This window comes from Kitasatospora sp. NPDC094028, assembly GCF_049543595.1.
Taxonomy (GTDB): domain Bacteria; phylum Actinomycetota; class Actinomycetes; order Streptomycetales; family Streptomycetaceae; genus Kitasatospora.
Genome location: NZ_JBMVFA010000019.1, coordinates 53,355 through 72,874 on the forward strand (window position 1 = coordinate 53,355; position 19,520 = coordinate 72,874).

A 19,520-nucleotide genomic window follows, 5' to 3' on the forward strand; every position below is an offset into this window, starting at 1 on the left:
GGGGTACGCGACCGGGGCGGCGGGCGTTCAGCGGCCGGCCGGGCTGCTCGGCCGGCCGCTGGACCGCACGGCCGTCAGGCCTCGCCGAGCGTCTCCACCAGCGCGGCCAGGAACTCCTCCGGCCGCTCCAACTGCACGCTGTGCCCGGCCCCTTCGACCACCACCTCGCGCACCCGCCCGCCCGCCGCGGCGTAGCGGTCCAGGACGGCGCGGGTCTGCGCGACCATCGGCTGCGCCGGGCACTCGGCCGCGCCGGGCCAGCCCGGGACGGCGCCGATCGCTCCCAGGTGGGCCAGGTCGAAGAGCGAGGTGTCGGAGACGATCACGTCGGCCGAGCCGCGGATCCACAGCACCGGCGGCTTCGGCTCGACCAGTTCCAGGTCGTCGATCCGGAAGTGCGTCGGCGCCATCGAGTTGAGCACCCCGCGCTCCCCGGGCCCGAAGCCCGGCCACGCCTCGCTCGTGCGGCTGTCGCCCGGGTAGTGGTCCTCCCCGATCCGGGTGGTCAGCATCGCGGTCACGTACCGCTCCGGCTCCGCCAGCGGTTCGCTGACGTAGGCCGTGTCCAGCACCGACCGGGGCGCGAACGGCGATTCGGCGCCCGACTCGCCCTCGCGCAGCAGCCGGACGAACTCGGGCGCCGCGCCGCCGGCGCCGGAGCCCGCGCCGTCCGGCGAGTTGAGCTTTCCGTCGACCCCGTTCGTGCCGCCGAACCCGTACGGGGAGACCGGGTTGACCAGGGTGAGCGAGCGGACCGACTCCGGGTGGTCGCGCAGCAGTTGGAGCGCCACGCCGCCGCCCATGCTCCAGCCGACCAGGTGCACCGGGCCGAGGGCCAGGGCCCGGAGGTAGGAGAGCAGGTCCTCGCTGTGGTCGCGCAGGCCCCGGGTGGCGTCCACCGGCAGTGGCTCGGTGCCGCCGAAGCCGCGCAGGTCGGGCGCCAGCGGGCGGTAGCGGGCGGGGAGGCCGGCCATGGTCGCGTGCCAGAAGACGCTGGAGGAGACGTTGCCGTGCACCAGGACCACGGGTTCGCCGGTGCGGCCCTCGATCTCGGCGTAGTTCACGTGCAGCCGGTCGGTTGCCGTCAGTCGATCGGTGATCATCCGGGGTGTCCTCAGTTCAGCCAGCCGGCGACCTGTGCGCTCGCCGCGCTGTCCCAGCCGAGTTCCAGGTGGTTGGCGAGGGTGATCAGCGCGGTGCCGCCGACGGTGCCGAAGCCGGTGGTGTCCAGCGCGCTGGACACGAAGACCACGCCGTCGCTGGGGCCGCGGTTCTCGTTGTAGATCCCGAGGATGTCGGGCGTGCCGCCGGCCAGCAGGTAGGCCGTCACCGAGGCCGGGACCCCGGCCTGCTTCAGCGGGGCGATCAGCGAGCCGGCGTCGATCGCGGGCTGGATGCCGCCGCCATCGGTGGAGAAGCCCTGCCCGCCGTAGTAGGTGGTGTACCAGTCCTGCTGGGTCTGGTCGAGGCCGAAGACCGAGTCCCAGCGCGCCAGCATCTGCCGCTGCCCCGGGTAGTCGTCGTAGCCGCCGGTGGGGGTGAAGGAGAACTCGGGGTGCGCGGTGTAGGTGCCGTAGCAGGTCATGTGCAGGTGCGGAGAGGGGGCGTTGATCGCGCCGCCGCACTGCGGCCAGATCGAGAAGTCGTGCGCCCAGCCGTGCGCGAAGGGGTAGTCGTAGCCGCCGTTCGGGCCGCCGAGGGTGATCAGCTTGCGCACGTCGCCCGCGTACGGGCGGCCCCAGGCGGGCTTGACCGAGGAGACGTAGGCCCGGGCGGACATCTCGCCCTTGCTCCAGCCCACCAGGTCCACCTGCGGGACGCCGAGCTTGGCGCGGATCAGCGCGACCGCGTCGCCGACCTCCTGGGCCTGCATCAGGTTGTCGCCCTGCTTGTGCGCGAAGCCGATCGCGAAGACCCGGTAGCCCTGCCCGGCCAGCTTCTGCATCAGCCCGGTGTTCGGGCAGGACGCGGCGCCGCAGCCGTAGCCGCCGGACTCGCCGGGGTTGGCCCAGGCCCGGTCCGGGTTGTCGTTGGCGCCGTGCACCAGCAGCACCGGGACCTGGTGCGCGCCGGTGTTCCAGCCCGGGGCCGAGTAGAGCAGGAAGCGGCCGGAGAAGGGCTGCTTGACGCCGCCGAAGAAGGTGAGCCGCTGGCCGTCCTGGTTGCCCCGGCCGTCCGGCGGATACTGCTCCTGCTGGAAGCCGGGGGTGGTGTCGAGGTACCGCTCGACGTGGTCCCAGCCGTTGGCCACGCCGGTGTAGTTCGCCTCCATGGTCAGGTTGGACGGCACCGCCGCCGGTGCCGCCGCGGCCGTTCCCGACGGGACCACGGCGCCGACCAGGGCCAGTACGCCCGCCAGCACCCAGCCCGCGCCCTTCCGCCTGCCGCTTCTCCACATGCCGTGTTCACTCCTCCACGCCGAGGGCCGAGTGCGTGACACGCTACGGATTCCGTCGTGTCCGTCCTATGGCGGCAGCGCACACCTCGGCCACCTCTCTGTAGTGGCCGGCCACCTGGCCAGGGGCGGTGTGTCCCGACGAACCTGCATGATCCGGCCACAACGGAAGGAGACCCGCGATGACGGGCACCACGGCCCCCACCGCCCCGACCGGATGGGCACCGCACGTGCCCGGAGCCGAACGGCAGCACGCGACGAGGCTCGACGACCTGACCACCGTCGGTACCGTGGCCCACGGGCACACGGTGCGCGCCGACTGGGACGGGCTCCACAGCGCGGACGCCCCGCAGCCGGGCCGCCCGGTGCCGGGCTGGCAGATCGACGGCTGCTTCCCCTCCGCCACCCGGCTCAATCCGCACCACGGCTGGCAGCACGACGCCCAGTTCGTCCTCCGGCTCCCCACCGCCTGGAACGGCGGCCTCGTCGTCACCGCCGCACCCGGCATCCGCCGCCAGTACGCCACCGACCGGCTCATCGCCGACCACGTCCTCGCCGAGGGCTACGCCTACGCCGCCACCGACAAGGGGAACTCCGGGCCCGACTTCCACACCGCCGGCGCCGCGCCGGGCGACGCCCTCGCCGAGTGGACCGACCGCCTGCACGAACTCGCCCTCGCCGCCCGTGCCGCCGTCCGGCACCACTACGGCACCGAGCCGGAGCGCACCTACGTCACCGGCATCTCCAACGGCGGGTACCTCACCCGGGTCCAACTCGAACGCTTCCCCGAGCTCTACGACGGCGGCGTCGACTGGGAAGGCCCGCTCTGGCTCCCCGAGGGCCCCAACCTGCTCACCCACCTGCCCGCCGCGCTCGCCCACTACCCGGCCTACCGCGACGGCGACGACCCGCAGGCCGCCCGTGCGCGTCTGATCGAAGCGGGCCTGCCGGCCGGCTCCGAATTCCTCTGGGAGCTCCACCACCAGGTCTACTGGGACTTCACCCAGCGCACCTACCGCGCCGTCTTCGACCCCCACTACCCGGGCCCCGACGCGCACTACTCCTACGCGACCCGCCCGCCCGGCGTCCGCGAGGCCGTCGACCGGGTCTCCCTCACCGGCGCGATCGGCAGACCCCTCCTCTCCCTGCACGGCACCCTGGACGCCCTCCTCCCGATCCACCTCCACTCCGACCGCTACACCCGCCTCGTCTCCGCGGCCGGCCGCGCCCACCTCCACCGCCAGTACCGGATCGAGGGCGGCAACCACGTCGACGGCTTCTGCGACACCTTCCCCGGCCGCCTGCGCCCCCTCCTGCCCTTCTACCGCACGGCCTTCAAGGCCCTCACGGCCTGGGTCGACCACGGCACCGAGCCCCCGGCCAACCGCACCGTGCCCTGGACCGCGGACGTGGACACCGCCGACATCCGGACGTGGTGACCGCCGCCCCGCGCCCGGGCCCGCGCACGGCGGCCGCCCCACCGGCATCGGGGTCCGGTGGGGCGGCCGCCGGGCGTTCCGGGCGGCGGCGCTACTTCTGCCAGCCGATGGTCTCGGGCAGCGGCGTGCCGAAGATGGTGGCGCCGGCGTTGGCGAGGCCGTTCTTGACGCCGTAGATGGACGGGCCGCTGAACAGCGGGAGGTAGCCGTACTGTTCGAGGGCCTTGCGTTCGACGGCGTTGGCCTGGGTGGTCTGCTGGTCGGGGTCGGCGACGGCGGCGACGGCGTGGATCTCCTTGTCGAGGTCGGGGGAGCCGATGCTCACGATGTTGGAGCTGCTGTCGCTGCAGTAGAACTGGCACAGGTAGCGGGCGCCGAAGGGGTCGGGGGAGCGGTTGCCGACGAGGAAGATGTCGAAGCTGTGGTCGGTGAGGATCTTGCTGAAGTCGGCGGCGGTGGAGGTCTTGAGGTCGATCTGGATGCCGACCGGCTTGAGCATCTGGACGAGGGCGCCGGCGGTGGCCTTCTCCAGCGGGTCGTTGCCGCGCAGGGTGTAGGTGACGGCGAGCTTCTTGCCGTCCTTCTCGCGGATGCCGTCGCCGCCGGGCTTCCAACCGGCGGCGTCCAGGGTCTTCTTGGCGTCCTCCGGGTCGTGCTTGATGACGGCGCCGACGTTGTCGGAGTAGCCCTTCTGGAAGCTGAAGAGCAGCAGGGAGCCGGGCAGCGGCTCGCTGTAGTCGCCGAGACCCTGGAACTGGATCTTGGCGATCTGCGCCCGGTCGACGCTCTCCAGGAGGGCCTTGCGGACCTGGATGTCCTGCAGGTTGGGGGACTTGGCGTTGAGGTAGAAGGAGTACGCGAACGGGCTGCCGCCCTGGCGGATCTCGGTGCCCTGGACGCCGGAGAGCCGCTTCAGGCCCTCGGCGTCGCCCGCGGAGGTGTAGTCGATCTGGCCGTTCTTGAAGGCGTTGGCGGCGGCGTCCGACTCCAGGTTGACGTAGACGCGCTTGTCGAGCTTGCCCTTCTTGCCCCACCACTTGGGGTTGCGGACGAAGGTGAGGTCGCCGGTCTTGTCGTCGAAGGTCCCGACCGTGTACGGGCCGGCGCCCCACTCGGGGTGGACGGCCTTGACGTAGGCGTCGTTGAAGCCGGCGACGGTGGCGGCCTTGGGGTGCAGGAGGGTGGTGAACAGGCTGGACCACCAGGGGGCGGCGCCCTTGAACTCGACGACGGCCTGCTTGTCGTCCGTGCCGCGGGTGACCGAGGTGATGAGGCTGTAGCCCTCGGTGTCGCCCGCGTTGTACTCCTTGTCGGCGCCGCTGTTGGCCTGCCAGGTCGCTTTGACGGCCGTCCAGTCGATCGGGGTGCCGTCGTTGTAGGTGGCGGCGGGGTTGAGGGTGAGCACGACCCGCTGGTCGCCGCCGACGACCTCGGACTTGACGTCGCTGAGGTAGTCCGGGTTGTACTGCGGCTCGCCGGTGGGGGAGTAGGTGATGACGTCCGGGTTGTACCAGAACCAGACGCGCTTGGCGGTGAGCGTCGCGTTGGCGTTGAACGGGTTGCCCTGGTCGTCGATGGTGCCCGCGGTGGTGTAGGTGCCGCCGTCCTTGATGTTGTCGTACGGCTGCGGGTTGTAGTCGACCTTCGCCGAGGCCGCGGTGGCGGAGGCGCCCGCGTTCCCGGCGTTCGGCGTGCCGGAGCCGGAGCCGGAGGAGCTGCAGGCCGAGACGGCGAGGGCGAGGGCCGCGGTGAGGGCGGCGGCGGGGACGGCGATTCTCGATCGCATGGCGGAGTGGGTCCTCGTTTCTTCGACTGGTTTCAACTGGGTTCGACCGGGTTCGACTGGGTTCGACCGGTGAGGTGTTCGGTGTCAGCGGGCGTGGCAGGCGTGGCGGTGGTCGGCGCCGGGTGCGGCCGGGCCGAGGGCGGGCCGGCGGGTCCGGCAGCGCTCGCGCAGACCGTCGTCGTCGAGCAGCCGGTACAGCGGGCAGCGGTCGACGAAGACGCAGCCCTGCGGGAGGTTCGACGCGCTCGGCTGCTCGCCGTCGAGCACGATCCGCTCGCGGGAGCGCTCGCGCCGCGGGTCGGGCACCGGGATCGCCGAGAGCAGGGCCTCGGTGTACGGGTGCCGGGGGTTCGTGAAGAGTTCCTCGGTGCTGCCGGTCTCGACGATGTGCCCGAGGTACATGACGGCGATGCGGTCGGCGAAGTGCCGCATCACGGCCAGGTCGTGGGCGACGACCAGGTACGCCAGGCCGAGCTCGCGCTTGAGCCGGGCGAGCAGGTTGACGACGCCGGCCTGCACGGAGACGTCCAGGGCCGAGACGGGCTCGTCCAGGACCACGATCCGGGGCCGGGTCGCCAGGGCTCGGGCGATGCCGACGCGCTGGCGCTGGCCGCCGGACAGGGCCGCGGGGAAGCGCTCGGTCACCGAGGCGTCGAGGCGGACCAGGCCCAGGAGTTCGGCCACCCGGGCCCGGATCGTCGCCCGGTCGGCGCCGACCGCCTGCAGGGGCTCGGCGAGCAGGTGGAACACGGTGAGCCGCGGGTCGAGGGACCCCATCGGGTCCTGCATGACGATCTGCACCGCGCCGCGCAGCTCCCGCAGCCGGTCGGCGGGGACGGGGTCGGCGACGTCCGTCCCGGCGACCTCGATCCGGCCGCGCTCCGGCGGCCTGAGCCGCAGGATCTCCAGCAACGCGGTGGTCTTCCCGCTGCCGGACTCGCCCACCAGGCCCAGGGTTTCGCCGGCCCGGAGGTCGAACCCGACGTCGCTGACGGCGTGCAGCGTGCCGATGCGGCGCTTCAGGAACGCGCCCTTGGTGACGGGGAAGGTCTTGGCCAGGCCGGACACCCGAAGGACCACCTCGCCCGGGGAGTCCGGGGAGTCCGGGGAGTCCGGGGAATCAGAGGAATCAGAGGAATCCGGGAAATCAGAGGCGTCCGGAGCGCCCTCGGCGCTGCCGTCCGCCCCCGGGAACAGCGTCTCCGCCGGCAGCCGCCCCTCGGCGATCTCCTCGGCCCGCAGGCAGGCGACCTGCCCGTGCCCGGCGACGGCCGTCGCCTCGGGTTCGGCCGTGCGGCAGCGGTCGAGCACGGCGGGGCACCGGTCGGCGAAGGGGCACCCGGCCGGGAGCGCCACCAGCGACGGGGGTTCGCCGCCGATCGGCACCAGCGGGCGGCCCTTCGGGGCGTCGGGGCGGGGGACGGCGCCGAGCAGGCCGATCGTGTAGGGCATGGTGGGCCGCCGGAACAGTGCGTCGACGCCCGCCCGTTCGACGATCCGCCCGGCGTACATCACGGCGACGTCGTCGGCGTACCCGGCGACCACGCCGAGGTCGTGCGTGATCAGCACGACCCCCGCGCCGGTCTCGGTCTGCGCCGTCCGCAGCACGTCGAGGATCTGGGCCTGGACGGTCACGTCGAGGGCGGTGGTCGGCTCGTCCGCCACGATGACGGACGGCGCGTTCGCCATGGCCAGGGCGATGACCACGCGCTGGCGCATCCCGCCGGAGAACTCGTGCGGGAACGACCGCGCACGGCGCCGCGGTTCGGGGATGCCGACCAGGTCGAGGAGTTCCACCGCGCGGTTCCACGCGGCCTGCTTCGACAGGCTCTGGTGCACGCGCAGCGCGTCGGAGAGCAGCCGGCCGACCGGGAAGATCGGGGTCAGCGCGGACAGCGGGTCCTGGAAGACCATGCCGATGTCCTTGCCGCGCACCCGGGACAGCCGGGCGTCGCCCAGGCCGACCAGGTCGCGGCCGCCGAGCAGCACGTGGCCCGACATCCGGGCGGTCGGCGGGAGCAGCCCCATGACGCCCATCGCGGTCGCGGACTTGCCGGACCCGGACTCGCCGACGATGCCGAGCGTCCGGCCGGGCAGCAGGTCGAAGCTGACCCCGCGCACCGCCTCGACCGGACCGGCTTCGGACGGGAAGGAGATCCGCAGGTCCCGTACGGACAGCACGGGGGTCGGCCCGTCGCCGGGCGACGGGTGCGCGGGGGCGGGTGCGAGGGTGAACGTCATCGTGCGCCTCCCGAGGCCGCCGAGAGCGAGGTGGGGTCGAGGGCGTCGCGCAGCCCGTCGCCGACGAGCGTCATCGAGACCGTGAGCAGGACGAGGAGGCCGGCGGGGAACAGGAACAGCCACGGCGCGCTGGTGATGGTGCCGGAGCCGTCCGCGAGCATGGTCCCCAGGGACACGTCGGGGGTCTGGACGCCGAAGCCGAGGAAGGACAGGGCCGTCTCGCTGAGCACGGTGGCGACGACGCCGAGGGTCAGGTTGACCACCAGCAGGGAGCCCAGGTTGGGGATGATGTGCCGCACGACGATCCGCCACGGCCGCACCCCCATGAACTCGGCGGCCAGCACGTAGTCGCGCTCGCGCAGCGACGTGGACAGCGACCAGACGACGCGGGCGGTCGTCATCCAGCCGAAGACGGTGAGCGCGACGATCAGCACCCGCCAGTCGCCGGCGAGGCGGTGCGAGACCAGGGCGAGGATCAGGAACGACGGGACGACCAGCAGGAAGTGGATGACCGCCAGGGTCAGCTTCTCGACCCGGCCGCCGAGGTACGCGGCTCCCGCGCCGATCAGCGCGGCCAGCACGATGGTCAGCACCGACACGCCGACCGCGATCACCAGCGAGCGCTGCAGTCCGTGCACCGCCTCGGCGTAGACGTCGTTGCCGCCCTGGTTGGTACCGAAGTAGTGCGCCGCGCCCGGGGGTCGGGTGAGTGCGGTGAAGTCCGCGTCGGTGAAGGTGAAGGGGGAGAAGAGGCCGCCGAGGGCACTGAACAGCACCAGCAGGGCGAAGAGGGCGACGCCGACCAGGGCGCCGCGGTTGCGGGCGAACCGCCGCAGGTACAGCCGGCCGCTGCCCGGGGCGGGCCGCACGGGGGAGGGGAGCGCGGTGGTCGTCATGTCAGCTCACCCGCACCCGTGGGTCGAGGACGACGACGGCGAGGTCGGCGAGGACGGCGCCGATCGCGGTCATGGCCGCGCCGAACGCCGCGACCGCGACGGCGCCGTGCACGTCGTTCTTGCCGATGGTCTGGGTGAAGTACTGGCCCATGCCGTTCCAGCCGAAGACGGTCTCGGTGATGACCGCGCCGGTGAAGACGGCGGGGATGCCGAAGGCGAGGGAGGTGGCGGTGGGGATCAGCGAGGCGCGCAGCGCGTGGCGGCGGATCGCCTGGGCGCGGGTCAGCCCGGTGGCGCGTGCGGTGCGCACGTAGTCCGAGTCGATGGCGTCGAGCAGCAGGGTGCGCTGGGTCAGGTGGTAGCCCACATACCCCAGCAGGGTGAGGCTCAGGGTCGGCAGGATGAGGTGCTGGAACCGGTCGGCGACGGTGGGCAGCAGGCCCTCGACGGTCGGGGACTTCTCCCCGGCGACGTACAGGAAGCGCAGCCCGAGGCCCTGGTTGAGCCGGATTCCGACGAGGACCACGCCCAGCGCGGCGACGGCGGTGGGGACGTTGAACAGGAAGACCGAGACCAGCTGCGTCGTCCGGTCCCACCAGCCGTACTGCCGGGACGCCGTGGAGACGCTCAGCGCGACCCCGAGGAGCACCGACAACAGCGTGGCGGCGGTGACCAGTTGGCCGCTGACCAGCACCCGGAAGCCGATCTCGTCGTTCACCGAGGCCCCGACCGGGGACTTCCCCCAGTCGAAGTGCAGCACCACGTCACGGAACCAGTGCCACCACCGCTCCACCAGCGGCACCCGCGGGTCCAGGTTGTACGGCGCCAGGGCCCGGTCGATCTCCTCCTCGGTGCGGACCGGGCGGGTGCCCTGGTAGTTGGACCTCGGGTCGAGGAACCAGGCGGCGAGGACGTACGTGACGTTGGTGGCGACCACGATCATGGCCAGCCACCCGGCCGCCTTGCGCATCACGTGGCGGAGCATGCCCCCGCCTTCCCGCGCGCCGCGGTGGCGGTCGCGGTGCGCGGCACGGCGGCGGAGGCCGTACGGCGGGCCGTGCCACGGGCCGTGACGCAGGCCGTGCGACGGGCCGTACGGTGCGCGGTACGGAGGACCGCGCGGCGGGCGGGCGGCGGTGGGCCGGTTCTGGGCATGCTCGACGTGGCTTTCTGCGGGGTGGAAGCGCGACGCTGATCGGGGCGGCGCTGTGCTCGTGAGGCAGTGCCGGGCTCGGCCCTCCGAATCGGAGGTGCCGAGGCCTGCTGTCGAGTCATTCTTTGATCAGGATCGGCTTCAGGGAAGCATTCGCAGGTGACTGTCATGTGACTGCCATGTCACGCAAAGTCGGCGTCACGGGCGTCCACAGTGCGCCGGGCCGGTGTGCGCCCCGGCGGCTCACGCCCCGGGGGCCGCGGTCTCCTCCAGCGCGCCGTCGGCCAGCCGGAGCCAGCGGTTCACCCCGATCTCGGCGAGGAAGCGCTCGTCGTGGCTGACCACCAGGAAGGCGCCCTGATAGGAGTTCAGCGCGCTCTCCAACTGGCCCGCGCTGACCAGGTCGAGATTGTTGGTCGGCTCGTCGAGCAGCAGCAGGTGCGGGGCCGGCTCCGCGCACAGCACGCACGCCAGGGTGGCGCGCAGCCGCTCACCGCCGGAGAGCACCCCGACCGGCAGGTGGGCGCGGGCGCCGCGGAACAGGAAGCGGGCGAGCAGGTTCATCCGCTCGGTCTCGGGCCGCTCGGGCGCGAAGGCGGCGAAGTTCTCCGCCACGGTGCGGTCGAGGTCCAGCAGGTCCAGACGCTGCGAGAGGTAGGCGATCCGCCCGTCGTTGCGCCTGATCTCCCCAGCGTCCGAGGCGAGTTCGCCGGCGACCAGGCGCAGCAGGGTGCTCTTCCCGGCGCCGTTGGGCCCGGTCAGCGCGATGCGCTCGGGGCCGCGGACGTTCAGGTCGACGCCGCCTTCGGCGAACACCGGCCGCCCGGCGTGGTGCACCTGCAGCCCCTCGCCGAGGAACAGGTTGCGCCCGGCGGGCACCTGGGTGTCGGGCAGGTCCAGGGCGAGGCGCTGTTCCTCGCGCAGGGCGCGCCCGGCCTCGTCGAGCCGGGCCCTGGCCTCGCTGACCCGGGTCGCGTGCATCTGCCCGGCCCGGCCTGCGGATTCCTGGGCGCCGCGCTTCATGTTTCCGGCGAAGATCCGGGGCAGGCCGGCGTTCTTGAGGTTGCGGGCGGCGTTGCTCTGGCGGCGCTCGGCGCGTTCGCGGGCCTGCTGCAACTCCCGCTTCTCCCGCTTCAGTTCCTGTTCGGCGTTGCGGACGTTCTTCTCGGCGACCTCCTGCTCGGCCCGAACGGCCTCCTGATAGGAGGTGAAGTCGCCGCCGTGGAAGCGCAGTTCGCCGCCGTCGAGCTCGGCGATGGACTGCATGCGGTCCAGCAGCGCGCGGTCGTGGCTGACCAGCAGCAGGCAGCCGGTGAAGTCGGTCAGCACGTCGTAGAGCTTGTGTCGGGCCCGCGCGTCGAGGTTGTTGGTCGGCTCGTCGAGCAGCAACACGTCCGGCCGCTTGAGGAGTTGGGCGGCGAGGCCGAGGGAGACGATCTGGCCGCCGCTGAGCGTGCCCAGGCTGCGGTCCAGGGCGAGGCCGGTCAGGCCGAGGCGGTCGAGCTGGGCGCGGGTGCGCTCCTCGATGTCCCAGTCGTCGCCGATGGTGGTGAAGTGCCGCTCGTCGACGTCCCCGGATTCCACCGCGTCGATGGCGCGGATGATCCCGGCGATGTCGAGCACCTCGGCGACGGTCAGGTCGGAGCTCAGCGGCAGGCTCTGGCGCAGGTGCCCGAGCCTGCCGGTGACCGTCACCGAGCCGGTGGCGGGGCGGAGTTCACCCGCGATCAGCTTCAGCAGGGTGCTCTTGCCGGAGCCGTTGGGGGCGACCAGGCCGGTGCGGCCGGGCGGGACGGTGAAGGACAGGTCGTGGAAGACCGGGGTGTCGTCGGGCCAGGCGAAGGAGACGTTGGAGCAGACGACGGCAGCGTCGGACATGGGGATGACCTCGAAGGGGAGCGGGGGCGGGAGGACAGAGCTCTGCCCCGGGAAGACGGGCGGAAAGGGGAACGACGAAACGGACCACCTCGGCGGCGGCGCTCCTGAAGCGCCGGCCGGTGGCCGTCAGATCCGGATCTCACCCGGAGATGTCGTCGTCACCCGCCACGTCTGCCACTCCTCGATCACACGACTACAGGTCTCCTCGACTGTAGCAGCCGCCCCGGGCCGCTGCGGAGTCCGAATCCGCGAGCGGACCGCGTCAGTCAAATGACTGATGTGGACGGACGGTTCGGGACGGAACGATGGGGCGCGGGGGCCGTCGCCACGGCAGGAACGCAGGAACGCCGGACTTCCGGGCCCCGTCTACCGACCCGCAGCACCATCACACGATTGGAAGGTGGTTCACATGTTCACCCCCAAGGCAGTGCTCCGCGGCCTCGCCGTCACGGCGGCCGCGGCCGCGGTCGTGCTGGGCCTCGGTGCCGGAGGGGCGCAGGCCGCCGGCTGGCCTCCCCTGCAGCCGGGTGCCTACCTGTACACGGGCACCGGCGGGAGCGGCGCGGTGACGACGGTCGACCTCAATGACCTCGGCACCTGCCACACCCTGTCGACGCCCGCCCGGTCCGTCCAGGTCGCCAACGGCTCCGCGTCCGTGGCGCTCTTCCCCGGCGCGGGCTGCACCGGCAGCGCCGGGTGGCTCACCGGCTCGCTGGCCCAGTCCGACGTGCCCTTCCCGGCCGTGAGCTACCGCGTCGTCCCGGCCTGACCGCGCGCGGGGTTCGGGCCCGTCCGGCCGGCGGCGGGCCCGGATCCCGGCCCGACCGGCCCGAGCGCGACGTCGCCGTCCTCGGCGAACGGCTCGTTCCGCGCCCCCTGGAACGGCACCTGACGCGCTGAGCCCGGGCCGGTCAGGGGCCGTCCGCCGTCCGGCGGCGGTGCCAGAACGGGTCGAGCGGCCAGCGCCGCTCCTGGGCGTACGCATCCGCGTGGTTTCGCCGGTAGGCCGCCGCGATCCCGCCGAGGAACGCCGTGTAGTCGGCGAGTGCGGCGCCGGATCGCCGCGTGTCGGCGAGGCAGTCGGCCACGGTCCGTCCGGCCCGGGCGCCGGTGTGCAGCGCGGTGAGGATGCCCTGCGAGGAGAGCGGGTCGAAGGCGAGGGCGGCGTCTCCGGTCGCCACCCAGCCGGGGCCGGCCGCCGGGGTGAGCCGCAGGCCGTGCGCAGGAGCCCAGCGTGGCACGGGAGTTGAGGCCGGACCGTGCCCGGTCAGGCGGTGCCGGAGGTGGACGGTGCGGCTGAGCGCGCGCCAGAAGCCCCGCGGGGTGCGCAGGTCCGGGGCGGCGAGGTCGGCGTCGGTCAGGTGGGCGACCAGCCGGCCGGCCGGGATCCGGGTGGTGTACCACCAGCCCTGCGGCGCCGCCTCCACCAGGGTGCGGGCCTCGGCGTCCGCCGGCCACGGCCGGCGCCGGTCCGGGAACACCGCGTACGCGGCGACGAGCCGGTCCTGCCGCCGGCGCCGACCGTGGCGGCGGCCGATGACGCAGCGGCGGCCGGTGGCGTCGACCGTCCAGCGGGCGGCCCGCTCCGTCACCGCGCCGGTGGCCGGGTCGCGGACGGTCAGGTGGTCGCCGACCCGGTCCAGCACGGTGGCCCGGCGCAGCTCGGCGCCCGCCGCGACGGCCGCGTCCCGCAGGAAGGCGTCGAAGCGGAGCCGGTCGAGGTGCCAGCCGTGCCCGTACGGGTCGAACAGGTGGCTGCGGCCGTGCAGTGCGGCCGACCCCCAGGCGGCGTAGGTGCCGGTGGAGACGGGGTGGCCGGCGGCCAGGAAGCCGTCCAGCAGGCCGAGGTCGCGCAGCAGGGGCCGGGCGGCGGGCGGCAGGAACTCGCCGATCTTGAACGCGGGTCCGTCCGGGCGCGGGGCCCGGCCGCCGTCGTCCAGCAGCTCGACGCGGTGGCCGGCCCGGGCCAGGACGAGCGCCGCCACGGCGCCCGCCGGGCCTCCGCCCGCCACCAGGGCGTCGACGGGGCCGGACGGGCGCGGGCGGGCCGGCGGGCGAGCCGTCACCGGCGCGGCCGGAAGCGCTTGACCTTCTCGATGTACCCCACCGAGACCTCTTCGTCGGGGGCGTCCGTCATGGTCACCGCGGTGGCCAGGGCGGCCGCGCCCAGGGCCGGGTCGGCGGCGGCGTCCACGTGCACGGTGACCAGGTTGCGCCCGGCCGGCGGGGCGGGCACGGGCGGGAAGCTCACCTCGGACTCCACCAGGAGCTCCGCCGGCAGGCGGGGATCGTCAGTGGGGCCCTGGCGGCGCTCGACCACACCGAGCTTGCCGAAGTCCCGCACCATCGCGTTGATGGCGGCCGCGTAGTCGCGGGGCAGCCAGCGCAGCCAGGTCCTCCGGTTCTGGAACGCGGCCAGCCGGTCGGCGATCGGCTTGGAGGTGTCGACCACGACGGCGAAGTCCTCCTCGGCGAGCACGTGGTTGGGCACCCGGGCCGGCCAGAAGGTGGGCAGGTACGGGTCGTACGGGCCGAGGCCGAGGGAGGCGCTGTACTCGTAGCCGGACCGGCAGCTCGCCGTGTCGGTCTGCCACGGCACGGCCATCCACCGGGTCAGGTCGCCCGGGCCCTGGGCGTGCAGCGGGCCGTCGAGGGAGAGCGCGGTCTCCGGGGTGAGCGTCTGGCCGTAGTACGGCGGGGGCGGCGCCTTCGGGTCGCGGTGCCGGATCCGGAACGGGCCGCTGTACAGGGTGGTGTGGCGCATCGGCCAGGTCAGTTCGCAGCCGGGGTGGAAGGCGTCGGCGAGGCAGGACGACAGGGCCGCCCGGTCGAGGGTCTCGGGCTGCAGGGCGAGCGGGACCTTGTCGAGGGAGCCGGGCGGCGGGCTATTCGGGGGGTAGTCGTTGACGAAGTCCCCGCGGGCCCAGCGCTGCAGGAGGCGGTACTGCAGCGGGGAGAGCGTCACGTGCTGGCGCACGGACGTGGGCGGCAGGTTCATCGCGTCGCCGTAGACGGCCGGCCAGGGCACCGGTGACATGCCGTCGCGGTCGTAGTCGCGGATGGAGAGCCAGATCTGCCGGCGGAGTTCCTGCTGCACCCGCGAGGGATCCGCCAGCAGGGCGATCCGGGCCGGGTCGACGAGGTCCTCGCGCCCGCCGAAGCCGAACTGGGCGGCCAGGCCCTTGTTGACCCACTGCAGCCCGGACAGCCGCCGCAGCACGGGCAGCACGTCACGGGTGAACGAGACCTGGCGCGGTTCGTCGACCAGTCCGGCGCTGAAGAAGGAGCCGCGCACCAGGTCGTACATCGTGCGCACCGAGGCGAGCCCGGGCGCGTAGTCGGGCGGTGCGGTCACCACCCAGCCCGGCTCGACCGGGATCGGCCGGCCGTCGATGCTCACCTCGGCGGTGACCGGGCCGTCCGAGGTGTCGTCGTGCCAGCCGTCGTTGTTGGCGAAGGTGTCGGCGGGGGTTCCGTGCGCGGAGGCCGAGAGGCCGTGGCCGCCGAGGAAGATCAGCCGGCCGCTGCCGTCGGTGCGCAGCTCCCCGAGGTAGACCGGCTTGCCCAGGAAGCTGCCGGTGTCGAAGCGGTACTCGGGCTTGTCGCCGCGGTCGCGGCCGCGGACCGAGCGGGGGCCGGGGTCGATGACCAGCAGCGGGCGCTGGTCGGCCGGGATCGTGGCGTTGCGCAGGTTGCTGGGATCGGCCTGGGCCGCCTCCGGGATGTCCAGGGCGATCTGGAACTGGTACCAGGCGGCCTTCGAGTTGGCGACGTGCACGGTCCAGCGCAGGTCGGCGTTGTCGGCGGTCAGTTCGGCGACCGGCTCCCCGGCGGCGTTGTAGCCGTAGACGCGGAACCTGACGGCCTGGCGCAGCAGGGCGCCGGTGGCGTCCTTGTAGCCGTTGGCGGGCGGAGCCGGCTCGTCGACCTCGGGGGCGAGGACGTAGTCCGCCGTCGTGCTGTCGCCGACCCGGGCCACGCCGATGGCCGGGTGCACGGCGGCCCGGACGATCCGGCGGTCGCGGCCCGCCTTCGGGGTGATCCGCGGGCGGGCGGGGCCGGGTTCGGCCGTCGGGATGCCGTTGACGTCGCGGCGCTGTTCGGCCGATGCCAGGTACACCGTCCTGCGCACCTCGGAGATGCTGCCGATCGGGCGGTGCTCCGCGAGGCTGTGCCACGGGTTGAGGGAGAGGTTCTCGCCGTACTCGGCCTGGCCCCGGGCCGTGACGTCCTGCTGCTGGAGGGTCAGCCGGGCCGCCTTCACGGGGGTGCTCGCGGACTCCTCCCACCGCACGGTGGCCATGTCCAGCGGCATCGCCTCGTCGTCGGTGCGGAACTGGAGCATCAGGTCGAAGGCGGCCGGCCCGGCGGCGAGCCGGTGGACCAGGTCGGCACCGAGGTAGCCGGGGTCCTCGTCGGGCGGGGTCGACGCCGGGTCGCCGGGCGCGCAACCGGCGGGCACCAGCTTGTACTTGACGAAGCGGTCCGCTCCGAAGGCGTAGGGCAGGACGCCCCAGTAGGTGGCGGTCAGCACGCTGTGCTCGACCTTGGCCATCTCGCCGAGGATCCGCCGGGTGACCGGATGGGCCTCCAGGTACCGGTCGTAACTCCCGTCGACGACACCGGCCTTGGTGAACTCGCACATGTCCTCGGCGGTGTCGACGAAGAACACGTCGTGGTTCTGCACCAGCAGGTCCTGGGTGCCCGCCTCGGTGTAGCCCTCCAGCAGCTTCGGGCCGGGTACGCCGAACAGCTTGATGCCGGCGCCGAGGGTGGTCCGCAGGTCGGGCAGGCCCGGCACGGTGTCGCTGGAGAACCGCACCCACGCGGTCAGGCCGCCCGGCCGGGTGCGGGCGGCCTCCAGGAAGCCGACGCGCAGGTCGGCCGGCAGGTCGTCGGCGACCGTGAGCGTGCCCCGGGCGACGCCGTGCGGCTTGAGGAACACCGGCCGCTTGACCGGGTCCTGGCCGTTGGCCAGCCGCCCGCCCTGGGTGATGTCCACGAACATCTGCTTGAGCGCGCCGGCCGCGTCCTCGGCGCAGCCGGGCAGGGACGGCGCCCCCGCGCTGTCGTCGAGGGGTTCCGGGGTCCCGAACATGCTGTGCTCCCGTCGGTGCGGTCGAGGGCCGGGGCCGGCGGAGCGTCGCGGTCGGCGCCGCTCGGTGGCTTCCGGGCCTCGGACCAGCGTGCGCGAACGTTCGAGGGGCGGCGCGCCGAGGTACGTCCGAACCGCCCAGGTGGCGGTCCGGACGCGGTGCGGCTCACTCCAATCGGCCAGCAGTGGTCGCCCCGGCCGGGCCGCGGTGACAACGTCGGGACGGGCCGCGCCCTACGAGTGATGGCTCCAGCGGGCCCAGGAGGGGTCGGCGCCCTGGTCGTCCTGCGGCGCGTGCGGCTGGGGGTGGGTGTCCTGGTGCGGCGGCGCGGGGCGCTGGGACCAGGGCGGCGACTGCGGCGAGTGCGGTGCGTCCGCGCGGTGCCGGTCGGCGGGCCGGGTGGCCGCGCGTCCGGGGCGCAGCGGCCACCACAGGCTGCGGCCGAGGATCGCGGCCAGGGCGGGCACCAGCACGATGGACAGCAGGAACGCGGAGAGCAGGATGCCGAGCGCGGTGGCGAAGCCGATCTGCTGGGTGGAGGGCTGCGGGTTCACCGCGAGGCTGGCGAAGGAGCCGGCCAGGACGAGGCCCGCCGTCGCGATGGCCGGGGCGGTGTGCCGCAGGGCGCGCGCGACCGCCGCCCGGGGCGGCCCGGGGTGCTGCATCTCCTCCCGGATCCGGTCGCTGATCAGGATGTTGTAGTCGGTGCCGAGCGCGACCACGAACAGGAACAGGACCAGGGGCAGCATGAAGTTGACGCCCGGCTTGTCCATCGCGTGCTGGTACAGCAGGGCGACCGCGCCGAGGGTGGCCGCGAAGCCGAGGCAGACGGAGAGCATCAGGACCACCGGTGCGAGCAGGCTGCGCAGCAGCAGGAGGAGGATCACCCCGATCAGTACCGCCGCGACCGGGAAGACCAGCCGAAGGTCGCGGTCGACGGCGGTGGAGACGTCGGCGAAGACGGCCGGGGTGCCGGTGACGTGCGCGGACAGGTCGGCGGGTGTGCTCTGGGCGACGGCTGCGCGGACCGGGCCGGAGACCAGGTCACGGGCCCGCTGGGACTGCGGGTCCTCGGTGAGGAACAGGTCGATCCGCGCGGCCTGCCGGCTCTCGCTCAGGACGGGCTCGGCCACCTGGCCGACGCCGGGGACCCGGGTGAGGCGCTGGGTCAGGCCGTCGAGTGCGCCGGGGGCGAGCGGGCCGGCGTTCTTGGTCTCCACGTAGACGCTGGTCGGGTCCGCCACGCCGGCGGGCAGGGCGCGGGAGATTTCGAGGGCGGTGGTCTGGGCCGCGGTGCGGGGGCCGCCGCCGCCGAGGCCGTAGTCCATCCTGATCCCGGCCAGCCCGCCGGCCAGGGCGCCCAGGAGGGCGAGCGAGGCGAGGACCATGGTCAGCGGCCGGCGGGCCACCAGGGCGCCGAACCGGGCCGCGGCACCGTCGCGGGGTTCGGCCTTGAGGGCGCGGGACGGCCAGAACAGCTTGCGTCCGCAGGCCGCGAGCACGGCGGGCATCAGGGTGAGGCTGGCCAGCAGCATGACCAGGACCGAGACCGCGACGGCCGGGCCGAGCACCCGGAACTCGCCGAAGCTGGCGATCCCCAGGGTGGCGAAGGCGGCGACGATGGTCAGCGCGGCCGAGGTGACCGCGGTGCCGACCTTCTGGCTCACCTCGGCGGCGATGGGGCGGTGGTGGCGATCGGGTCGGGCCCGCAGCTGCTCGCGGAAGCGGAACATCAGGAACAGGAAGTAGTCGACGCCGATGCCCAGGAGCACCACGGTGATGAGGCTCGGTACGGAGGAGTCGAGCTTGATGCCGGTGAGCAGCGCGATGCCCACGACCGCGCCGGCGGCCACGCCGCTGATGAGGGCCATCGAGATCAGCGGCAGCAGGGCGGCCAGGACGCTGCGGAACACGAGGACGTGGAGCAGCACGATCAGGGCGACGGAGCAGGCGCCGGCGATGGTCGCCAGGGTCTTCCCGTCGTCGGCGGAGTCGACCTGCTCGGCGAGCGGGCCGGTGAAGCCGGTTCGCAGGCCCTGGGCGGCGAACTCCGCCCGGGCGTTGTCCCGGAACGCCCGGAAGGTGTTCTCCAGGCCCGGGTCGGCGGCGTTTCCGGTGAGGTTGGCGGAGAGCAGCTCGAAGGTTCCGTCAGGTGCCGTCATGGCCGGACCGACCTGGGGGACCTGCGAGTAGTCCCGTTGCAGGGGCGCCGCGTCCTTGGGCTTGGGCATGGTGACCTTCAGGCGGCTCAGCCGCTTCGCCCCGGCGTCGATCCGCTCCCGGTCCGTGGGGGTCAGCGCCCGGCCGTCGGTCCGCGCGACCAGGACGGTCACCGGGTTGGCGTCGGGCTTCGTCCCGAAGCGGTTGTGGGCGATCTCCATGGCGGCGGCCGAGTCGTAGCTCTTCGGCAGGAAGTCCGCCGTCTGGGTCTGGGTCACCCGGTAGATCAAGGTCTGACTCAGGACGGTCAGGAGTATTCCCAGGACCGCCCATACGGCGATCACCTTCCACGGATTTCTGGTGGAGAATCCGGTCAGGGCGCGGATCACGATGTCCTCCGGCTGTGGTGCTGCAGCCGGGGGGTTCCGGCACGTCTTCAGACCATCACGGCGTACCGGGCCTTCTCGTCCGAGCGG

The 19,520-nt window shown here is 73.4% G+C and carries 12 protein-coding genes; 2 read left to right on the forward strand and 10 right to left on the reverse strand.

Annotated elements, in window-relative coordinates:
• Positions 1-74: 74 nt before the first annotated feature.
• Together ACPC54_RS25800 and ACPC54_RS25805 are read right to left on the reverse strand one after the other, a co-directional pair.
• Positions 75-1,103 (reverse strand): alpha/beta fold hydrolase, encoded by a 1,029-nt coding sequence (locus ACPC54_RS25800; RefSeq protein ID WP_498968063.1) that lies wholly within the window; start codon positions 1,101-1,103, stop codon positions 75-77.
• 11 nt (positions 1,104-1,114) lie between these two features.
• The gene (locus tag ACPC54_RS25805; RefSeq protein ID WP_498968065.1) at positions 1,115-2,398 is read right to left on the reverse strand and encodes an esterase/lipase family protein; all 1,284 of its coding nucleotides are present in this window, start codon (positions 2,396-2,398) and stop codon (positions 1,115-1,117) included.
• A gap of 179 nt (positions 2,399-2,577) precedes the next feature.
• Here ACPC54_RS25805 and ACPC54_RS25810 point away from each other — a divergent pair, with 179 nt between their 5' ends.
• Positions 2,578-3,834, forward strand: a complete 1,257-nt coding sequence (locus ACPC54_RS25810) for a tannase/feruloyl esterase family alpha/beta hydrolase (RefSeq protein WP_498968067.1) — start codon at positions 2,578-2,580, stop codon at positions 3,832-3,834.
• A gap of 91 nt (positions 3,835-3,925) precedes the next feature.
• Here ACPC54_RS25810 and ACPC54_RS25815 read toward each other — a convergent pair whose 3' ends face one another.
• The 5 genes from ACPC54_RS25815 to ACPC54_RS25835 all read right to left on the reverse strand — a co-directional run bounded on the left by ACPC54_RS25815 (position 3,926) and on the right by ACPC54_RS25835 (position 11,788).
• A complete protein-coding gene (locus tag ACPC54_RS25815) occupies positions 3,926-5,620 on the reverse strand; it encodes an ABC transporter family substrate-binding protein (protein WP_498968068.1) in 1,695 nt (564 codons plus the stop codon).
• An 84-nt stretch (positions 5,621-5,704) separates the two neighbouring features.
• A complete protein-coding gene (locus ACPC54_RS25820) occupies positions 5,705-7,861 on the reverse strand; it encodes a dipeptide ABC transporter ATP-binding protein (RefSeq protein WP_498968070.1) in 2,157 nt (718 codons plus the stop codon).
• Positions 7,858-8,757: an ABC transporter permease gene (locus tag ACPC54_RS25825; RefSeq protein ID WP_498968071.1), complete on the reverse strand. Its 900-nt coding sequence runs from the start codon at positions 8,755-8,757 to the stop codon at positions 7,858-7,860. Before ACPC54_RS25825 ends, ACPC54_RS25820 begins: the two co-directional genes overlap by 4 nt.
• 1 nt (position 8,758) lies before the next feature.
• Positions 8,759-9,742, reverse strand: a complete 984-nt coding sequence (locus ACPC54_RS25830) for an ABC transporter permease (protein WP_498968073.1) — start codon at positions 9,740-9,742, stop codon at positions 8,759-8,761.
• Between the two features lie 411 nt (positions 9,743-10,153).
• Positions 10,154-11,788, reverse strand: a complete 1,635-nt coding sequence (locus tag ACPC54_RS25835) for an ABC-F family ATP-binding cassette domain-containing protein (RefSeq protein WP_498968075.1) — start codon at positions 11,786-11,788, stop codon at positions 10,154-10,156.
• A gap of 409 nt (positions 11,789-12,197) precedes the next feature.
• Between ACPC54_RS25835 and ACPC54_RS25840 the strand changes: the two genes are divergently transcribed.
• Positions 12,198-12,557: a hypothetical protein gene (locus ACPC54_RS25840; RefSeq protein ID WP_498968077.1), complete on the forward strand. Its 360-nt coding sequence runs from the start codon at positions 12,198-12,200 to the stop codon at positions 12,555-12,557.
• A 142-nt stretch (positions 12,558-12,699) separates the two neighbouring features.
• Here ACPC54_RS25840 and ACPC54_RS25845 read toward each other — a convergent pair whose 3' ends face one another.
• The 3 genes from ACPC54_RS25845 to ACPC54_RS25855 form a co-directional block, all read right to left on the reverse strand.
• Positions 12,700-13,854, reverse strand: coding sequence for a tryptophan 7-halogenase (locus ACPC54_RS25845; RefSeq protein WP_498968079.1), 1,155 nt, complete (start codon positions 13,852-13,854; stop codon positions 12,700-12,702).
• Complete coding sequence (locus ACPC54_RS25850) at positions 13,851-16,886, reverse strand: LodA/GoxA family CTQ-dependent oxidase (RefSeq protein ID WP_498968080.1); 3,036 nt, start codon at positions 16,884-16,886, stop codon at positions 13,851-13,853. Before ACPC54_RS25850 ends, ACPC54_RS25845 begins: the two co-directional genes overlap by 4 nt.
• Positions 16,887-17,117: 231 nt before the next feature.
• Positions 17,118-19,433 carry an MMPL family transporter gene (locus ACPC54_RS25855; protein ID WP_498968081.1) on the reverse strand — a complete coding sequence of 772 codons (2,316 nt, stop codon included), beginning with the start codon at positions 19,431-19,433 and terminating at the stop codon, positions 17,118-17,120.
• Positions 19,434-19,520: the final 87 nt, after the last annotated feature.

Bases quoted from the DNA above. Each gene is read 5' to 3' on its own strand.
- ACPC54_RS25800 (WP_498968063.1), bottom strand. From the start codon at position 1,103: ATGATCACCGATCGACTGACGGCAACCGACCGGCTGCACGTGAACTAC.
- ACPC54_RS25805 (WP_498968065.1), bottom strand. From the start codon at position 2,398: ATGTGGAGAAGCGGCAGGCGGAAGGGCGCGGGCTGGGTGCTGGCGGGC.
- ACPC54_RS25810 (WP_498968067.1), top strand. From the start codon at position 2,578: ATGACGGGCACCACGGCCCCCACCGCCCCGACCGGATGGGCACCGCAC.
- ACPC54_RS25815 (WP_498968068.1), bottom strand. From the start codon at position 5,620: ATGCGATCGAGAATCGCCGTCCCCGCCGCCGCCCTCACCGCGGCCCTC.
- ACPC54_RS25820 (WP_498968070.1), bottom strand. From the start codon at position 7,861: ATGACGTTCACCCTCGCACCCGCCCCCGCGCACCCGTCGCCCGGCGAC.
- ACPC54_RS25825 (WP_498968071.1), bottom strand. From the start codon at position 8,757: ATGACGACCACCGCGCTCCCCTCCCCCGTGCGGCCCGCCCCGGGCAGC.
- ACPC54_RS25830 (WP_498968073.1), bottom strand. From the start codon at position 9,742: ATGCTCCGCCACGTGATGCGCAAGGCGGCCGGGTGGCTGGCCATGATC.
- ACPC54_RS25835 (WP_498968075.1), bottom strand. From the start codon at position 11,788: ATGTCCGACGCTGCCGTCGTCTGCTCCAACGTCTCCTTCGCCTGGCCC.
- ACPC54_RS25840 (WP_498968077.1), top strand. From the start codon at position 12,198: ATGTTCACCCCCAAGGCAGTGCTCCGCGGCCTCGCCGTCACGGCGGCC.
- ACPC54_RS25850 (WP_498968080.1), bottom strand. From the start codon at position 16,886: ATGTTCGGGACCCCGGAACCCCTCGACGACAGCGCGGGGGCGCCGTCC.